General features: G+C 50.3%; 14 protein-coding genes and 3 riboswitches. Of the genes, 3 read left to right on the forward strand and 11 right to left on the reverse strand.

What is annotated here, in order from left to right:
- Positions 1 to 22 precede the first annotated feature (22 nt).
- Entirely contained in the window at positions 23 to 640 is a 618-nt protein-coding gene (mobA, locus tag FGB90_RS12390; protein WP_138811143.1) for a molybdenum cofactor guanylyltransferase, read from the reverse strand.
- Positions 641 to 663: 23 nt separating this feature from the next.
- Positions 664 to 1,464 carry a formate dehydrogenase accessory protein FdhE gene (locus FGB90_RS12395; RefSeq protein WP_138811144.1) on the reverse strand — a complete coding sequence of 267 codons (801 nt, stop codon included), beginning with the start codon at positions 1,462 to 1,464 and terminating at the stop codon, positions 664 to 666.
- A gap of 166 nt (positions 1,465 to 1,630) precedes the next feature.
- Here FGB90_RS12395 and FGB90_RS12400 point away from each other — a divergent pair, with 166 nt between their 5' ends.
- Together FGB90_RS12400 and FGB90_RS12405 are read left to right on the forward strand one after the other, a co-directional pair.
- Positions 1,631 to 2,527: a polysaccharide deacetylase family protein gene (locus FGB90_RS12400; protein ID WP_246056164.1), complete on the forward strand. Its 897-nt coding sequence runs from the start codon at positions 1,631 to 1,633 to the stop codon at positions 2,525 to 2,527.
- 36 nt (positions 2,528 to 2,563) lie between these two features.
- On the forward strand, positions 2,564 to 3,031 hold the full coding sequence (locus FGB90_RS12405; RefSeq protein ID WP_138811145.1) for a hypothetical protein: 468 nt from the start codon (positions 2,564 to 2,566) through the stop codon (positions 3,029 to 3,031).
- Between the two features lie 750 nt (positions 3,032 to 3,781).
- Here the strand turns inward: FGB90_RS12405 and FGB90_RS12410 are convergent.
- Together FGB90_RS12410 and FGB90_RS12415 are read right to left on the reverse strand one after the other, a co-directional pair.
- Positions 3,782 to 5,113, reverse strand: coding sequence for an arsenic transporter (locus FGB90_RS12410; protein WP_138811146.1), 1,332 nt, complete (start codon positions 5,111 to 5,113; stop codon positions 3,782 to 3,784).
- Between the two features lie 155 nt (positions 5,114 to 5,268).
- On the reverse strand, positions 5,269 to 5,547 hold the full coding sequence (locus FGB90_RS12415) for a YuzF family protein (protein ID WP_138811147.1): 279 nt from the start codon (positions 5,545 to 5,547) through the stop codon (positions 5,269 to 5,271).
- A gap of 249 nt (positions 5,548 to 5,796) precedes the next feature.
- Between FGB90_RS12415 and FGB90_RS12420 the strand changes: the two genes are divergently transcribed.
- Complete coding sequence (locus FGB90_RS12420; protein WP_138811148.1) at positions 5,797 to 6,561, forward strand: hypothetical protein; 765 nt, start codon at positions 5,797 to 5,799, stop codon at positions 6,559 to 6,561.
- A gap of 360 nt (positions 6,562 to 6,921) precedes the next feature.
- On the opposite strand, the gene FGB90_RS12425 is transcribed toward FGB90_RS12420, so the two are convergent.
- From FGB90_RS12425 to metX, 7 genes are all read right to left on the reverse strand, one after another.
- On the reverse strand, positions 6,922 to 8,205 hold the full coding sequence (locus FGB90_RS12425) for a homoserine dehydrogenase (protein ID WP_138811149.1): 1,284 nt from the start codon (positions 8,203 to 8,205) through the stop codon (positions 6,922 to 6,924).
- Positions 8,202 to 9,908 (reverse strand): acetate--CoA ligase, encoded by a 1,707-nt coding sequence (acsA, locus tag FGB90_RS12430; RefSeq protein ID WP_138811150.1) that lies wholly within the window; start codon positions 9,906 to 9,908, stop codon positions 8,202 to 8,204. The genes FGB90_RS12425 and acsA overlap by 4 nt, the downstream gene beginning before the upstream one ends.
- A 5-nt stretch (positions 9,909 to 9,913) precedes the next feature.
- The gene (locus FGB90_RS12435) at positions 9,914 to 10,660 is read right to left on the reverse strand and encodes an ABC transporter ATP-binding protein (RefSeq protein WP_138811151.1); all 747 of its coding nucleotides are present in this window, start codon (positions 10,658 to 10,660) and stop codon (positions 9,914 to 9,916) included.
- Between the two features lie 22 nt (positions 10,661 to 10,682).
- Positions 10,683 to 11,537 carry an ABC transporter permease gene (locus tag FGB90_RS12440; protein ID WP_438502694.1) on the reverse strand — a complete coding sequence of 285 codons (855 nt, stop codon included), beginning with the start codon at positions 11,535 to 11,537 and terminating at the stop codon, positions 10,683 to 10,685.
- 16 nt (positions 11,538 to 11,553) lie between these two features.
- Positions 11,554 to 12,564, reverse strand: a complete 1,011-nt coding sequence (locus FGB90_RS12445) for an aliphatic sulfonate ABC transporter substrate-binding protein (RefSeq protein WP_138811152.1) — start codon at positions 12,562 to 12,564, stop codon at positions 11,554 to 11,556.
- Positions 12,565 to 12,639: 75 nt separating this feature from the next.
- A complete protein-coding gene (locus FGB90_RS12450) occupies positions 12,640 to 14,415 on the reverse strand; it encodes a PLP-dependent aspartate aminotransferase family protein (RefSeq protein ID WP_138811153.1) in 1,776 nt (591 codons plus the stop codon).
- A gap of 125 nt (positions 14,416 to 14,540) precedes the next feature.
- A riboswitch (SAM riboswitch) is annotated at positions 14,541 to 14,647 on the reverse strand.
- A gap of 2 nt (positions 14,648 to 14,649) precedes the next feature.
- Positions 14,650 to 15,765, reverse strand: coding sequence for a homoserine O-acetyltransferase MetX (gene metX, locus FGB90_RS12455; protein ID WP_138811154.1), 1,116 nt, complete (start codon positions 15,763 to 15,765; stop codon positions 14,650 to 14,652).
- A gap of 67 nt (positions 15,766 to 15,832) precedes the next feature.
- Positions 15,833 to 15,941: riboswitch (SAM riboswitch) on the reverse strand.
- 191 nt (positions 15,942 to 16,132) lie between these two features.
- Positions 16,133 to 16,241: riboswitch (SAM riboswitch) on the reverse strand.
- Between the last annotated feature and the right edge of the window lie 408 nt (positions 16,242 to 16,649).

Here is a 16,649-nt window from a genome sequence, read left to right on the forward strand (position 1 = left end):
AACAGCGAGGCGTTTTATTCAGTCACGGCTTCTTTTCTGAAGATAAGCGTACAGCTCCTTCATACTCCTGCGGACGGTTCATATTATAAAAATTCTGTTCCCACACTTCCCTGCTGATCCCCCGCCGGTCCGCCGCTTTCTCTCCTGGTGACAAAACCTGGAGTTCACCGAGGGCGTCCATAAGTTTCAGGCGCTCTTCCTTCAGTGCGCGTTCAATGGCGGGAAAGGCAGATGAGCGGTAAACAGCACACAATGGATGAAGCCTCCCCCCGGATGAAGGGATGATCGCATCTGCATCCGGATGGGCCACTGCCTCCTGAACGAGCATTTCCACCACTTCACGGGAAAGGAAGGGGACATCACATGCAGAGACGACATAAAGGCTGCTCTGCTGCCGGGAGAGCCCGGCATGAATTCCTGCAAGTGGACCTAGTCCTTCAAACCTGTCTCGAATGATTGTATTTCCAAGGAAAAGATAGGGATCCGGGTCATTACTAACGACTAAAACGGTACTGCAGCACTGTTCCAGCACATTCCGGATCCGTTCAATAACGGGTTTTCCGCCGATTGCCATCAGCGCCTTGTTTTGACCCATTCTTCTCGATTGGCCGCCTGCCACAATAATTCCCGAAACGCGCATACAAACCTCTCCTTCAGCAATGATCAGTCCGTTTCACCGGTCTCGTACCCCTCTTCCCTGGCGATATAGTCCAGGTGGATGGTCATGAGATCCAGGATGGCCGCCCGGTCCTCTCCACTCTGCTCTTTTATCACTTTGACGAATTGACGGCACCGTTCACACACTTCCAGTTCGCTTCCCGGTTCTTCTTTAACCGTAAGCCGGATAACAGCCCCTTCTTCTTTTTCACCGCAGTGGGCGCACCCTGAAGCAGAACGGTGCCAGGCCGTTTCACATCTTGGACACAGGAAGCGTTCCTTATTATGGGCCGCTTCCACCTTCAGGCGCACAGGTTCTCCACAGCACGGACATACTCCGCCTGTATTCATATTTCCAAGGAGTGGAGCTGCCTTTTCACTCAGTACCTGTAGAAACGGCCGCAGTGCCTGTTCTGCAAGAAAGTGCGGAAGCCATGGGGCAATACCATTTTGGTCGGACACATCCTGAAAATAGGCAGGATTATATCGTAGGGCTTCCTTCATCCACTGATAGCTGCTTGTGCCGTCATGAATCAGACTTATACAGCGTCCGAAATCTTCGGCCAGCTCCGTCATCCCTTCTTTCATTTCTGCTGCAATCAGCTCCAGTGCTTCTGCGAACGCTCCTGCTGTTACTGGGGGACTTTCAAGCTGGCCGATCACAGGAAATTCAGGGTCAATCAGGTCTTCATCCGGAAGGTCTGATTCCTGCCAGATCCCTTCAGCCCTTCCTCTCACCTTAATCTGCACATCAGCTATGCTTCTGTACAGCTGAACATATTCATCTGAAATCATTGAGCTGTTCATATTTCCGATCACCTCTTTAGATTGATTTCAAAGCGGTGACTGACTCCGGGTACATTTCTCCCTTTATTATATCTATACCTGTTCAAACGTGTAAAACCGGGGCACTTTTAAGGGCAGCGAGGATCTGATAAACTGGACAGAGTGAATTTGACGGGGGGGAAATCAGGTGAAAAGCGTACATAAATGGCTGCTTCTTCTGGCCACCGCTGTGATTATTACAGCTGCATCTTTCGTAATCATTTTCCTGCCTCCTGATGAGGACGTGCCGTTCAGAGAGGCTTCTCTCAGGGAATACAGTGCTACCCTGCCGGATTTCAGCGGCAGTCGTGGAGAGGAAGCGGATATACCTGATCGCAGCGCCATTCTGAACAGCCTTTCAGATCAGCACACGAGTGCCTCCGAATGGGGAGAGCGGGTATCAGGTGTAAAAAACCGTCACGATACAGAGGAAAAAGTGATTGCACTTACATTTGATGCCTGCGGGGGACCCACAGGAAACGGGGTCGACGAAGAACTGCTGTCATTTTTAACAGACTATGGTATTCCGGCCACCCTGTTTATGAATTACCGGTGGATCGAAGACCATGAAGACCGTTTTCTGGAGCTTGCAGACAATCCCCTTTTTACGATCGAAAACCACGGTACCGCGCATCTCCCCCTGTCTGTGGAAGGGAGAACCGCCTGGGGAATAGAAGGAACGGCTTCACCTGAGGAAGTAGTGGATGAGGTACTCATCAATCAGGAGCATATCGCCTCGCTTACGGGAAAAGCACCATCCCACTTCCGCTCCGGAACCGCGTACTACGATGAACAGGCAGTGAAAATTGTGGAAATGGCCGGCCTGACCGCAGTAAACTATGATGTTCTCGGTGACGCCGGTGCCACCTACAGTGCTGCCCAGGTTGAATCAGCACTGCTTGAGAGTCGTCCCGGCTCCATCGTTCTTCTTCACATGAACCAGCCTTCATCAGGCACAGCTGAAGGTGTTAAACAGGCTGTACCACAGCTGCTGGACGCGGGATACACCTTTGTCCACCTCGGTGATTATCCTCTCACTGAATAGGCTGACGCTGTAAACATACAAAGGAGCTTTTCTGCTATGAATAAAAGATATGGACTGATTTTTTACAGTACCGTTGCAATATTCAGTACTGTTTTTCTGATTGCATCCACTGCTGTCAACCGGAATACATATGCCGGGACAGTAAATGAACCGATTATCTGGACCATTGGCGCGTGTATCCTTGGTCTTGCAGGTTATGAACTGTACAAGCGTACGTTTGAAAAACGCCATGCTGTCTCAACGGCAGTTCTGTGTGTAGTCTCTATTATTTTTCTTTATATTGTTTTTCCTTCCAATTCATACAGTGACGGAGCGGAACGGGTCCTCGATCATACAGGGAACGGCGAACTGATACCACTGGATATGGAATCATTCAGGGCAAATGAACAGCCCTCCATGTTTGTGACCCGTTACTATATTTACGGGATAGACACCGGGGAGGGCGAGGAGTTTTATCTCGTTGACCCGACTGACGGTGATGCCATTCTTCTTGAAACAGAGTAAACCGAAGCTTCGGTCCAGCTGGATCAAAAAGAGACAGGGACAAAACAGTCTCGAAATAAGTAAAAAACGGTGCCAATTATCGCTTCCAGATAGTTGGCACCGTTTTGTTGATTTAAAATAGGTTGATGAGCCTGTCAGGCGTGATATTTATTCAGAAGGTATCCATTTTGTGTACATATACGTTGATTTTTCAAAAATCACGAGACGCCTGCGGGAGGAAAAGCGCAGGTGAGACCCCTTAAGTAGCGAAGCACGCGGAGGCTCAGCCGCTTCCCGCGGAAAGCGGCGAATATTTCAGGAGCGATTACCTGCACCGCATATTGGTTGTTCGGATTTTCTTCTGTAAAAATACTTCTGTCTCAGCCGCCTCTTTCCGTGCTATTCCGACCTCATTTTCCGCCGGGAAACCCGGACAACGTGCGCAGCCGTGCTTACGGCCGCTCCAAGCAGGAATGCCTGAATAAATGCCGCAAAATACCGAGCGGGATCAGAAGATGGCAGGACAATGAAAAGCAGGCAGAAAATAAACGGTCCTCCAAACCAGTATGACCCCAGAATCTGACGCCATAATGGAGCATCATCTCCCGGACCCGCATTTTTCGAAAGCAGGACAGGCAGAAAAATAAACACAATCACCAGTAAGGACATGAGGGCATCAATAAAAGAAATAACTGCCACAACCCCTTCACTCAGTTTCCAAAAGGATCTTTAACTGTCGATCCTTTTGCCAGCGTCCTTATTTTACCATAATTATCCGATAAGCAGCATCCAGAGGTAAAGACCGGTCAAAGTGATGAACAGTGTCGGCACTGTAAGGATAATCCCCACTTTAAAGTAATAGCCCCAGGATATCTTTACGCCTTTCATGGCAAGGACGTGGAGCCACAGCAGGGTTGCCAGAGAACCGATTGGCGTTATCTTAGGTCCCAGATCGGAACCGATGACGTTCGCATAAATCAGTGCATCACGCATCGTCCCCGTCACACTCGCGTCCTGTATGGCGAGTGCATTAATCATCACTGTCGGCATGTTGTTCATAACCGAAGACAGGATGGCCGCAATGAAGCCCATTGAAATCGTGGCTGCAAACATCCCCTGGTCAGCACTTCCCTCAAGCACAGCAGCGAGCACATCAGTAAGACCGGCATTGCGAAGGCCGTATACGACTACATACATTCCAATTGAGAAGACAACGATCGCCCATGGTGCACCTTTCATGACCGTTCCAGTGTTGACAGCAGGGCTTTTACGGGCCATAACCAGGAAAAACAGTGCAATCGTACCGGCTACAAATGATACGGGGAACGTCATCTCTTCACCTGAAAAAGGCCCGGTAATGGTAATAAACTCACTAATAAAATAACCTGCAAGGAGCAGCCCGAGCACATACCACGACATACGAAACATTTTTGGATCCCGTATCGCTTCCTCCGGCCGCCTGAGCATGCTCATATCATATGTTTTAGGAATGTTTTTCCGGAAATAAAGGTACAGAACAAGGATGCTGGCACCGAGTGCAAAGAAGTTTGGTACGATCATATAAAATGCATACTCAAGAAATCCGATACCGAAAAAATCAGCAGATACAATGTTTACAAGGTTACTTACGATCAGCGGCAGAGACGTCGTATCGGCAATAAACCCGCTTGCCATGATAAACGGCAGGATCATCGATTCCCTGAAATTCAGCGCACGCACCATGGCGAGCACGATCGGTGTCAGAATGAGGGCAGCGCCGTCGTTGGCAAAAAAGGCCGCTACCACAGCACCAAGAAGTGACACATAAACAAACATTCTCACTCCATTCCCGTCAGCAATACGGGCCATATGAAGAGCCGACCATTCAAAGAAGCCGATCTCATCGAGAATTAAGGAAATGATAATAATAGCGATAAACGTAAGCGTGGCGTTCCAGACGATTCCTGTTACTTCAATGACGTCGGAAAAGCTCACAACTCCCACCGCAAGAGCGATAAGAGCTCCCGCTGCAGCCGGCCATCCGATGGATAATCCTTTCGGCTGCCAGATCACGAAGGTAAGGGTGAGGACAAAAATCAGACTTGCCAGTACAACCTCTGTCATAATAATCCACCTGCTTCATTTATTATATAAGCATTTGACTATATAAAAACATAACAATATATCCCCCGTCTTCGCAACCTTTTTTTCCGTAAGCCTGTCCCTTTCTGTTCCATAAACAGCCACCCTTCTCCTGTGAGAAGGCTGGCTGTTTATGATTAAGCGTTTTGTACAAGAATCCAGACAATTTCCTGAATCCGGATAAAAAATGTTCCGCCTTCCTGTTCCACAACAATATGATCCGGCTTTACGTCGATCAGTTTCCCCCGTACACTTCCGCGCTTCGTCTGGAAAACAAGCCTGCTCCCCGTAACCGACTCAAGCGTCTCCACTACAAAAGGATCATAATTAACAACGTACTCAACTTCTCCTTCTTCCTGCCTTACATCATCTGATTCTGCAGCATCGTGATAAAACTGCTCCTCATGATCGTACATCGGCTCATCCTCCTTCTTCTTTCGCCACTGACAGTTTATGCTTAAAGGAGGGATAAGTGCCTGTGCCTGCTTTCTTTTGTATTTCCTTTATACATTACTTCCATCCCGTTGGGCCACTCGACCCGGTCTGACCTGAAACGATAAATTCAGTCAATACCCCTATTTAATTCATCACCTAAATAAATTATAATAAGTATTACTTGCATCTTTTGTAATTTTTTCATTACATAGCGATCCATCTGAGGTGAAATGATGTCGACAAGGAAAAAAATCTATTTTCTGGTTGGGGCAGTCCTTCTTCTTGCTCTAACCATTCTTTTATCCTATTTTTACAGTGAAGATGAGTTTAATCAGCCGGTTCCTGCAGACCTGATGGATCCTGACAACGGCCAGGAAGAAGATAACCAGACCGATGGTGAGGATACTGACGGTAACATGAACGTGACAGAAGACGACGGGGAAAGCGATACGCCTATGGACAGCGGCGAGCTGACCGCGGATGACAGTGAGCTTGAATCTGCATTTGAGGAAGCTTCGTCTGCAACTGATCTTCTGAACAGCGGCGGAGGCTCTCCGGGAGAGCAGACCTATTATGTTCATTTCCGGTTTGCCAATGAATACATGCATAACCTGGACACTTCCAGGATGGATGAAGAGGAACGGCGAGAAGATGCACAGTTTAAGGCACAGGAGCTCGTACTCTGGACCGAGCTTGCCGAAGAGAACTACGATTGGACATACTCTGAAGAAGCGTTTGAAAGATTCATCGAGCAGGAGAACGTGTGGGATGAAGAATCACGCCCCCATCGTTATGCGGCCTTCATGCTGGATCATGAGGAGGGGGACCATGCTCTCCGTTACAGTGAGACTCGTTTTTTACAGCGGTTTATCCTGAATGAACTTCGCCCTGAACTTGAAAGGGAAATCCCCCGTAACGAAGACGAGGACGATGAAGACTACGAATACCGTCTCTATCGTTCCTTTATTCAGGAAGTAATGGAGGAGCTTGACTGAGGCAGCAGCCATATAGCCGAACATTTTTCCAGACATAGCGCAAAAAGCGGCTGGGACAGAAGTAAAGTGTTTTGATGACAATCCAAACAAAAAGCTGTCAAGCGGATGAAATATTCGCCGACTCCTGCGGGAGGAAAAGCGCAGGTGAGACCCCGCAGTGCGAAGCACGCGGAGGCTCAGCCGCTTCCCGCGGAAAGCGGCGTATATTTCAGGAGCGACTTACCAGCGACACTTATTGATTGTTCGGATTTTTATCTATTAAAACACTTCTGTCCCATCCTCATTTTTTCAGACACAGCTCAAAAAGGTGTCCTTCCATTTCGGAAGGACACCTTTTCCTATCACCTTTTATGAGCCACCTCAGAACGAGGCAGCCCTTGTCTGTTTGCGCTGCTCAAAATAATGAAGGACTTGCTTCCCGTCTGCCAGCACAGGATAAATGCCAATGGCTTCTCTGTACTGTTTTTTAAATCCCGTAATGTCAGCAGGTTTCGCTTTTACGACTACTCCTTCCCGGTTCCAGCCAGGTTCATGCAGTTTTCCCGTAACGGAAAAACCGTTAACCGAAAGGTGCCTGGAAAGCCCCTCACTTCCGGTGAGGAGGATAAACTGCTCTTCATCAGCCCCTCCTCCTTCGTCCTTTTCCCGGTTCACAAGACGGTTCTGCACAAGCTTCTCGTGCCGGCCGTTCAGTACGTTTACCACGTCTTCCACAACTGCGCTGGCAGTGGGATATTTGCCCGCTCCAGGCCCCTGAAGCAGCACATCACCGGCAAGACTCCCTTCAATATGCACACCATTATTCACGTCCTCCACCGCATAAAGTGGATGATCGCCGAATACAAAGCATGGACGGACCGCTGCAGTGATCCGGTTTTGTTCATTTTTCAGGGAGGCGACATGCTTCACCCTTCCACCAGCGTGCTCCGCCAGGGAAAGATCCTCTGCTGTTACGGTCCTAATCCCTTCCGGTTCTGCTGATTCCCACTCAGGCTCCTGACCAAAAATCCAGCGGCTCAGAATCGTGGATTTATAGGAGGCGTCCCATCCGTCCACATCTTTATCAGGAACCGCCTCGGCATATCCCTTTTCCTGGGCCTCCTCCAGCGCTTTCCCGAAAGTTGTGCCTTCGGTGCGCATCCTGGTGAGCACGTAATTGGATGTTCCGTTCAGGATTCCGTTCACCTGTAGAATCTCGTTCGTTTTTAACGTATGACGAAGTGTATTTAGAAGGGGAATTCCTCCTGCCACCGCAGCCTCACATAGAAGTTCTGCCTGATGTTCCCCGGCAATCTCTTCGAGCTCCTCCCCTTTTTTTGCAAGGAGCTCCTTATTGGCTGTGACTACGGTTATCCCCATTTTAAGAAGTTCACGGACATAGGGGTAGCCCGTCTCGGCATCGGGGGTAGCTTCAACTACCGCATCAGGTTTTTCTGCGAGAAGATCCTTAAGCAGAGTAACAACCTTCGTTTCCGGCCCGGTACTGCGGCTCTTTTCACCGTCCTTCACAAGCACGGCCGGCACTGTCAGCCTTTTTCCCAGAAGTTCCTCAAGCCTCTCGGCACGTTCCTGTACAGAGTGGTAAACGCCCTCCCCTACTGTTCCGAAACCGATAATTCCCAGCTTATATTCTGTTCTGCTCATACCTGTGAAGCCTCCTTGTATTTACTCAGTTCTCCTGCTTTTAAAACACGCCTGAGAATTTTCCCGCTGATTTTTGTTTTCGGCAGTTCTTCAACGACCTCGATTTCCCTCGGGGCAGCATGTGCTGACAGGCCTTCCCGGACAAAAAAACGTACGCTCTCCCTCAGATTGCTGCTGTCGGTAAAACCCTCCCTGAGGGTGATGAACGCTTTAATAATTTCCCCGCGAACAGGGTCCGGTTTGCCGATTACACCTGCTTCCGCCACAGCCGGATGCTCAATGAGCCGGCTTTCCACCTCAAATGGGCCGACACGTTCTCCTGCCGTGTTGATCAGATCGTCATTTCTGCCGGAGAAAAAGATATAACCGTCTTCATCCCGGTAAGCCGTATCCCCGGAGAGGTACCAGCTGTCTTCAGTAAAATAGGAGCGGAACTTCTGCTCGTTCTTCCAAATCGTTTTCATCAGCCCCGGCCACGGGGCTTTCACAGCGAGCTCACCTGTTTCGCCAGCAGGAAGCGGTTCCCCTGTTTCATCAAGGATGGCAACTTCAATTCCCGGAAGCGGACGTCCCATGGAGCCCGGCTTAACTGCTTCAGATGGCAAATTGACGATCAGGTGGGCCCCGGTTTCGGTCATCCACCATGTGTCATGGATTCTTACGCCGAAATTCTGCCCGGCCCAGTGAATGACTTCCGGATTCAGCGGTTCACCTACGCTGAGGATGTGACGAAGACTTGAGAGGTTGTAATTCTCAAAGAGGTTCCCTTTACTCATCAGCATCCTGAATGCCGTAGGTGCACTGTACCAGATTGTGACTTTAAAACGTTCGATCAGACTGTACCACTCGTCTGCATCGAATCTCCCACCGTGAATGACGACGGTTGCCCGGTTCAGCCAGGGAGCAAAAACGCCGTACACGCTGCCCGTAACCCAGCCGGGATGGGAGGTGCACCAGTAAACATCATCTTCGTGTACGTCGAGAACCCACTTACCGCTGATATACTGATGAGAGATGGCCCTCTGGACGTGGAGAACGCCTTTTGGCTTTCCGGTTGAACCGGACGTATAATGAATCAGCATCCCGTCCTCTTCCCCAAGCCATACAGTCGGATCCTCTTCATCAGCGAACCCGCAGGCCTCTTCGCGGAGACTTGTAATCTCCCAGGTTTTCCTGAGTGAAGGGATGTCTTTTTCAGGAACTCTTTTACCGAGTTCACTGTCGGTAATGAGGAATTCAGCTTCGCAGTCTTCCATCCGTTCCCTGACAGCGTCTTCCTTGAATGCTTCAAACAGCGGACCCGCAATGGCACCGGCTTTGATCGCTGCAAGAATGGTAAAATAGCAGTCAGGTGATTTCGGCAGGAAAATAAATACACGGCTTCCCTTTGCCACACCCCCGCTTTTAAGTACACGGGCGTAGCTGTCGGTTATCGTTTTCACTTCTCCGAACGTATACGATTCTTCCTTTTCACCGTCTGTAAAAAGAAGGGCTGTTTTTTCGGCGAATCCCTCCTCCACATGCCGGTCGATACACTCGTATGCTGCATTCCACTTTCCTGAAGAGGCTGCTCCGAGGCCTTTTACCGCTTCGTCCCAGGAAAATGTCTGTCTTTTTTTTTCATAGGATGTGAGGTTATATGTCCTCGACGGGTCCGGCTGAATGACCTCCTCTGTCTGCGCTGTCACGCTGTTCGTGCTCATATCTGTCAGGCTCCTTTCTCATCGCCGCTGTGAGTCGTATTAAGTGATCGGAGTATATCCTCCTTCAGTTTCGCAAGTTCCGGGTCTCCTTTTCTTCTCGGCTTCGTTTTTGTCAGTTTGATATTTTTATCAACTACACCAGGCTGTCCTTTCAGAATAATGATCCGGTCACACAGACTGAGCGCCTCGTCGATGTCATGGGTGACGATAATCATTGTCGGATGATCTGTTTCCCAGATCTGTAAAAGCAGATCCTGAAGCTGCAGTTTAGTAAACGCATCCAGGGCGCTGAAAGGTTCATCAAGGAGAAGGGTATCAGGGCCGGTCACCAGGGCTCTGGCGATTGCCGTGCGCTGGGCCATACCTCCTGAAAGCTGTTTGGGATAATAAGATTCAAACCCGCCAAGTCCTACTTTTTCCAGAAGCGCTTTTGCTTTTTCCCGCTTCTCTTTTTTATCCCCCGAAAGCCCGAAACAGACGTTATCGAGTACTGTCAGCCAGGGCATAAGTCTGGGTTCCTGAAAAATGATTCCCAGATCCTCACTTACCCCCCGGCTCGTTTTTCCGTTGACGTTCACCTTGCCGTCATAACCTTCGTCAAGCCCTGAAATGGCCCGGAGGATCGTACTCTTGCCGCAGCCGCTCGTACCGAGAAGACCAACAATTTCACCGTCTTCTGCTTCAAACGAAACGTTACGGACGGCTGTCTGGTTTCCGAATGTCCTGCTGACCTGTTCAATTATCACACTCATGTTTTAACCTCCTCCAGACTCATTATTTCTGCTGTGCACTGTCCTGCCAGTGAAGGGCCCGCTGCTGCAGTTTCTTCAGAAAGGCATCCGTTACTTTTCCTAGAACGGCAAACAGCAGAATACTTGCAAGAATGGTATCCGGCCGCAGAGTATTCTGCCCCAGTACAAGCAGATACCCAAGCCCCTGGCTTGCCCCCATCAGTTCAGCTGCCACGACAAACATCCAGCCGAGTCCGAGGCCGCTTCGAATTCCCACAAGAAAAGACGGGAGTGAGGCAGGCAGGATAATTCTTCGGATCAGGGTGATAGTATTCATACCGTAGGCTCTTCCTACCTCAATGAGCTTCCGGTCAACGGACTGAATCCCGCCGATAACATTTAAGTAAACAGGGAAGAATACCCCGACTGCAATGAGCGTAACTTTCGATCCTTCCCCGATTCCGAGCCACAGGATAAATAGCGGCACCCACGCAAGGGACGGAATTGCTCTTATGGCCTGGATGGACGGATCAAATACAGCTTCCGCATACCGGGACATGCCCACCAGGGACCCGAGTACCAGGGCCGCTCCTGTTCCCCAGACAAAACCCCAGAAAATCCGGTACAGGGTGATGCCCACATGCTGCCAGAGACTTCCGTCTGCAGCCATAGCGAAAATGGTCTGCAGAATGACGGTCGGAGCCGGGAGGAGATGGGAATCCACCCATTCAAACCTGGCACTCAACTCCCACCCGCCGAGAAGAATGACAGGAAGAAGAAGGGAAAGTCCCATGCTGCCCCACGGAATCCCCGGTAACCGCTGCCTCCGCTCTGTTTTCTGTTTTTCGTGCGCCGGCATCACACCAGCCTGTGCTTCATGTCCCTGGGATAAAGCCATGGGTTAAACCTCCTTATTATTCGTCCGTATCGATAACGTTTTCCGCATAGGAAGGATCGATCAGATCAGAAACAAGCTGTTCGATATCGAGCTCCTCCTCCATCACTCCTGCATCCTGAAGTACGAGTCCTGCTTCGGTAAGACTGTCAATGTGCTCATCACCGGGTAGTGAGTTGCTGAAGTCGTTCCGTTCCAGCTGAAGAGCTGCCACACTGTCATCCATCTGGGCTTCCCTGGCCATGATTTCCGCTGTTTCCTCAGGATTCTCAATCACCCACTTACGGGCTTTCTCGTAAACTTCAATTACTTTTTCCACCGCTTCCGGATACTCATCTGCAAAGGCTTCCCTCACATTCAGAAAACCGTAGGTGTTGAAGGATGTGTTTCTGTAAAACAGCTCAGCTTCGGTCTCCAGCTCCTGTCGTGCCATATGGGGATCAAGTCCGGCCCACGCGTCAACCTGGCCGGTACCGAGCGCGTTTGCCCCGTCACTGTGCTGAAGGTTGACAATTTCCAGGTCATTGGCTGACAGGCCGTGCTCCTGAAGGGCTCTTATAAGGAAAATGTATGGATCGGTCCCAAGTGTCGCAGCAACCTGTTTTCCTTTAAGGTCTGTGACTTCGTTAATGCCTGAACTTTCATTGGCAGCAAGAGCCGTCCATTCAGGCTGGGAGTAAATGTACACATTTTTAATCGGTGCATTGTTTCCTTTTGCCATCAGAGCGGCCGCCCCTGCTGTAGAACCAAAATCCACGCTTCCTCCCGACAGAAACTCAAGGGCACGGTTACTGCCCTGGCTCAGAACAAACTCAATATCGGTTCCCTCTTCCTCAAATGCTTCCTCCAGCCAGCCGAACTCTTTTAAAACGAGACTGGTTGGGGAGTAATAGGCATAGTCGAGGGTAATTTCATCTGGATAAGGGCTGTCTTCCCCGCCTTCTGCTCCTGAACCTGCCGCACAGGCTGTAATGAGGGAGAGACCAAGAACGAGGGAGGTGGATTTTATAATATCTGCTGGTTTAATCATGGACGTTCGCTCCTTTACTTCACTGATTGAATGGGGAACCGGGGACAACTTGCCCCCGGGATTTAACGGGTCAGTCTACAGTTCACAGGCGAAAGTGGAAATGGTGCCACGCAGGCGCTGGGCTTCTTTGTATGTGCAGCGGTTATGCACTACATCAATTCCGGCCTCTCTGGCAATTGACACGGCTTTTTCCGAGACGACACCTTCCTGAAGCCAGAATACTTTCGGCTGGGTAACGGCTGCTTCCTTCGCCAGTTCCACTGCCGCTTCCGGGCTTCTGAACACCTGGACGATATCCACTGGACCTTCAATACTCTTCAGGTCAGGGTAGGCTGTTTCACCGAGAATTTCCGTTTCCCTCGGGTTTACCGGGATAATTTTGTAGCCGAGACGCTGCATTTTCCTTGCCAGTCTGTGGCTCGGACGGGATGTTTTCCCGCTCAGTCCGACGATGGCCAGCGTTTTCTGACGGCTGCCGTTCTCATCGGCTGTTTCCGCACTGGCCAGTGACCACTTGATTACACCTTCATCGTTAACGACCCGGTTATTCGGCTTCTCAGCTTTTCCTGTCGCTTTTTCCAGCGCCTGGTCGAGATCTTTCAGAAGATCTTCCACATTTTCAATGCCTGCCGACAGCCGGACGAGGTCCGGTGTGACGCCTGTGGAGGCGAGTTCCTCATCCTTCAGCTGCTGGTGGGTGGTGCTTGCAGGGTGAATGATGAGGCTCTTTGCATCTCCCACGTTGGCTAGGTGCGACCAGAGTGCCACACTGTCAATGAGCTTACGTCCTGCGTCCCGTCCTCCTTTAATACCGAAATTCAGAACTGCCCCGTAGCCGCCTTTTAACAGTTCCGAGGCGTGTTCATGAGAGGGATGCTCTTCAAGACCAGGATAGGCTACCCAGTCAACGGCAGGGTGCTCTTTGAGCCGTCTGGCCAGTTCCAGGGCGTTTTCGTTATGCCGTTCGATCCGAAGGTGCAGCGTCTCAAGTCCCTGAAGAAGGAGAAAGGCATTAAACGGGCTCAGGGCAGGTCCGAAGTCGCGCAGGAGCTGCACGCGCAGTTTCGTGATATAGGCAAGGGTTCCAAAATCCTTTGCATACGTAATTCCGTTATAGCTTGGATCCGGTTCGTTAAAAGCCGGGTACTTTTCGCTCTGCCAGTTGAACCGGCCGCTGTCGATAACGACACCGCCAATGGACGTGCCGTGTCCACCGATCCATTTCGTGGCTGAGTGGACTACTATATCTGCACCGTAATCAATCGGTCTGCACACATACGGCGTAGCAAAAGTGTTGTCAATAATCAGCGGTACCCCGGATTCGTGTGCCACCTCTGCGACGCCTTCAATGTCCAGGACATGCAGGCTCGGGTTTCCGATTGTTTCGGCGAAGACAGCTTTCGTTTTATCCGTAATGGCGTCTCTGAAGTTTTCCGGCTCGGAGGCATCCACGAACTTCACATTGATGCCGTATCGGGGAAGGGTTGTTGAAAACAGGTTATAAGTCCCTCCGTAAAGATTTGTCGCAGCTACTATCTCGTCGCCTGCTCCTGCGATGTTGAGAATGGACAGAGTAATCGCAGACATTCCTGAAGCCGTGGCTACGGCTGCAACACCGTCCTCCAGAAGAGCAAGACGTTTTTCAAGTACATCTACCGTCGGGTTTCCGATTCGGCTGTAAATGTTTCCCGGCTCATCGAGAGCAAAAAGCTGCTCGGCATGTTCGCTGTCATGAAATACATAGGATGTCGTCTGATAAATTGGGACCGCTCTGGCTCCAGTGGTCGGATCAGGTGACTGTCCTCCATGCAATACGACTGTTTCCTGGTTGTACGTGTTTTGTTCGCTCATTGTAATTCCTCCCGAATAATAATTATTTAGTGGCCTCCACTGCTTTGTTTTCCGCAGGCGAGGAGTGGTTTGATATAAAAAACACCTTTCTCACTGAGAGAAAGGTGCGTGCTGAAACTGCCTTTCTCTCATCTTTACAGAGCGTAAAGCTCTGCAGGAATTGGCACCTTGCAGCATGGCTGCCGGTTGCCGGGCTTCATCGGGCCTTTCCCTCCGCCACTCTTGATAAGAGTTTTATTCTGCTTTTTCTTCTTCCGTCTTCCTTAATGCTTCCTTCACAACATTTCCCCACCGGCTGTACTCCGTAAGGAAACCGTCATGACCAAATACCGTATCCACTTCGTGAAAAACTGCCCTGCCGCCAGCCTCGTTCCAGAGGGAGGCAAAACGCGCCATTTCCTCCGCCGGATAAAGCAGGTCTTTCTTAAAACCGATCAGCGTGGCCGGCACCTTTGCCCCGGCGAGCAATTGCCTGAGGGGCTTCTCCCTTCCACGTTCCAGATCATGACCATCCATCGCCTTAAGCAGGTACAGATAGCTGTTGGCATCAAAGCGGCGGGTGAATTTATCTCCCTGGTAAAGAAGGTACGATTCCACCTGATAGGCGACCTCCTCGTGTGAACGGCCCGGTCCGTCTTTTGTGTCCCGGTGAAAACGCTGGTTAAAGAGGCTGTCGGACCTGTAGGTAATCATGCCGGTCATTCTCGCCAGTGCCAGCCCGTCTGCCGGAGGGTCTTCAGCAGAATAGGCGCCTCCTTTCCACTTTGGATCATTTGTTATCGCCTTTCTTGCAATTGCGTTGTACGCCATACCGTAATCGCTGAGGGACGGGGTGGCGGCCATAACAACAGCGCGATCCACCTTTTCCGGATATTCGATTACCCACTCGAGGACCTGCATGCCTCCAAGGGAGCCTCCTATAACTGCATGGAGGTGGGTAATACCCAGCTTTTCGAGTGCTGCTTTTTGAATTCTCACCATATCCCTCACTGAAATAAAAGGAAATGTGCTTTTGTAGGGCTTTCCTGTTGCCGGGTTTGTCGTGAGGGGGCCGGCAGAACCGCTGCAGCCTCCGGTAACGTTAAAGGTGACGACCTCATATTCGTTCAGGTCCACATAACCATTTTCCGAAATCAGCCCCCGCCACCATCCCGGTTGCCGCCGGCTGCCTACAGTATACTGATTTCCGGTTAAGGCATGACAGACAAGCACTGTCTTTCCACTGCGGCTGCCGGCCCGTTCAAAAGCAGCCTCTGCATTTCTGATTACATCGCCGGACTCGAGCCTGATTTCATCAAGGATGACTGTTCCTGTCACGGCTTCAATTTTTCTGTCCTGTCTTACCGTCATGCTCCACCTCCTGCCAAAATAAAAATCTCCCTGCCTGAAAGACAGAGAGACTTATATATACGTGTCCCCCTCATCTTTCAAGGCTTTCACCTTGTTGGAATTGGCACCTTGCAGTGGAATATACTGCTGGTTGCCGGGCTTCATCGGGCCAGTCCCTCCGCCTCTCTTGATAAGAGTGTTTATTAAATTTGCCGGTTCATTTACTCCGCTGACGCGTTAATACTTTGACTATTTCGAATAGTAACACTTTACTGCAACTCGGTCAACCAGAAACTTTAAATTTATTTTTTTCGTTCATCGGAATATAAAAACTCCCCGGATGCTCTTTGGCTTCCGGGGAGAAAAAATCAGAGTGTTGTACTCGGATCTTTCATCTCCCAAAGCCGTTACGCTTTGAAGGAATTAGCACCTTGCAGTTCACAACTGCCGGTTGCCGGGCTTCATAGGGCCTTTCCCTCCGCCACTCTTGATAAAAGAATTGTTATTATTTTAATTCAGCTTATGCGATTGTGGAAAATTGTAGCACCCATTTTTGTATCTGTCAAAACATTTTATCTTTTGGGTCAAAAAAGAATTCTTCTTCGGAACTGCAGAGGCTTCGCTCCATGCCGTCCGCTCGCTTTCCGCGGCGATGGCGGTGAGCTTCCCCGGGCTTTCGCCCTGCGGGATCTCACCTGGCCCTCCATTGCCGCAGGAGTCTCACTGCCGGCATTCCGCTTCGATTGTAACCTAAAAGAATATGATCTTTCATAGGGTTAAACCCGTTTCATTCTTGTCTAACTCGAAGATACGCAGGATAGAGGCTCCGCTCCATGCTGTCCGTTCGCTTTCCGCGGCGATGGCGGTGAGCTTCCTCGGGCTTTCGCCCTGCGGGATCTCACCTG

Source organism: Alteribacter natronophilus (assembly GCF_006007885.1).
Lineage (GTDB): Bacteria > Bacillota > Bacilli > Bacillales > Salisediminibacteriaceae > Alteribacter > Alteribacter natronophilus.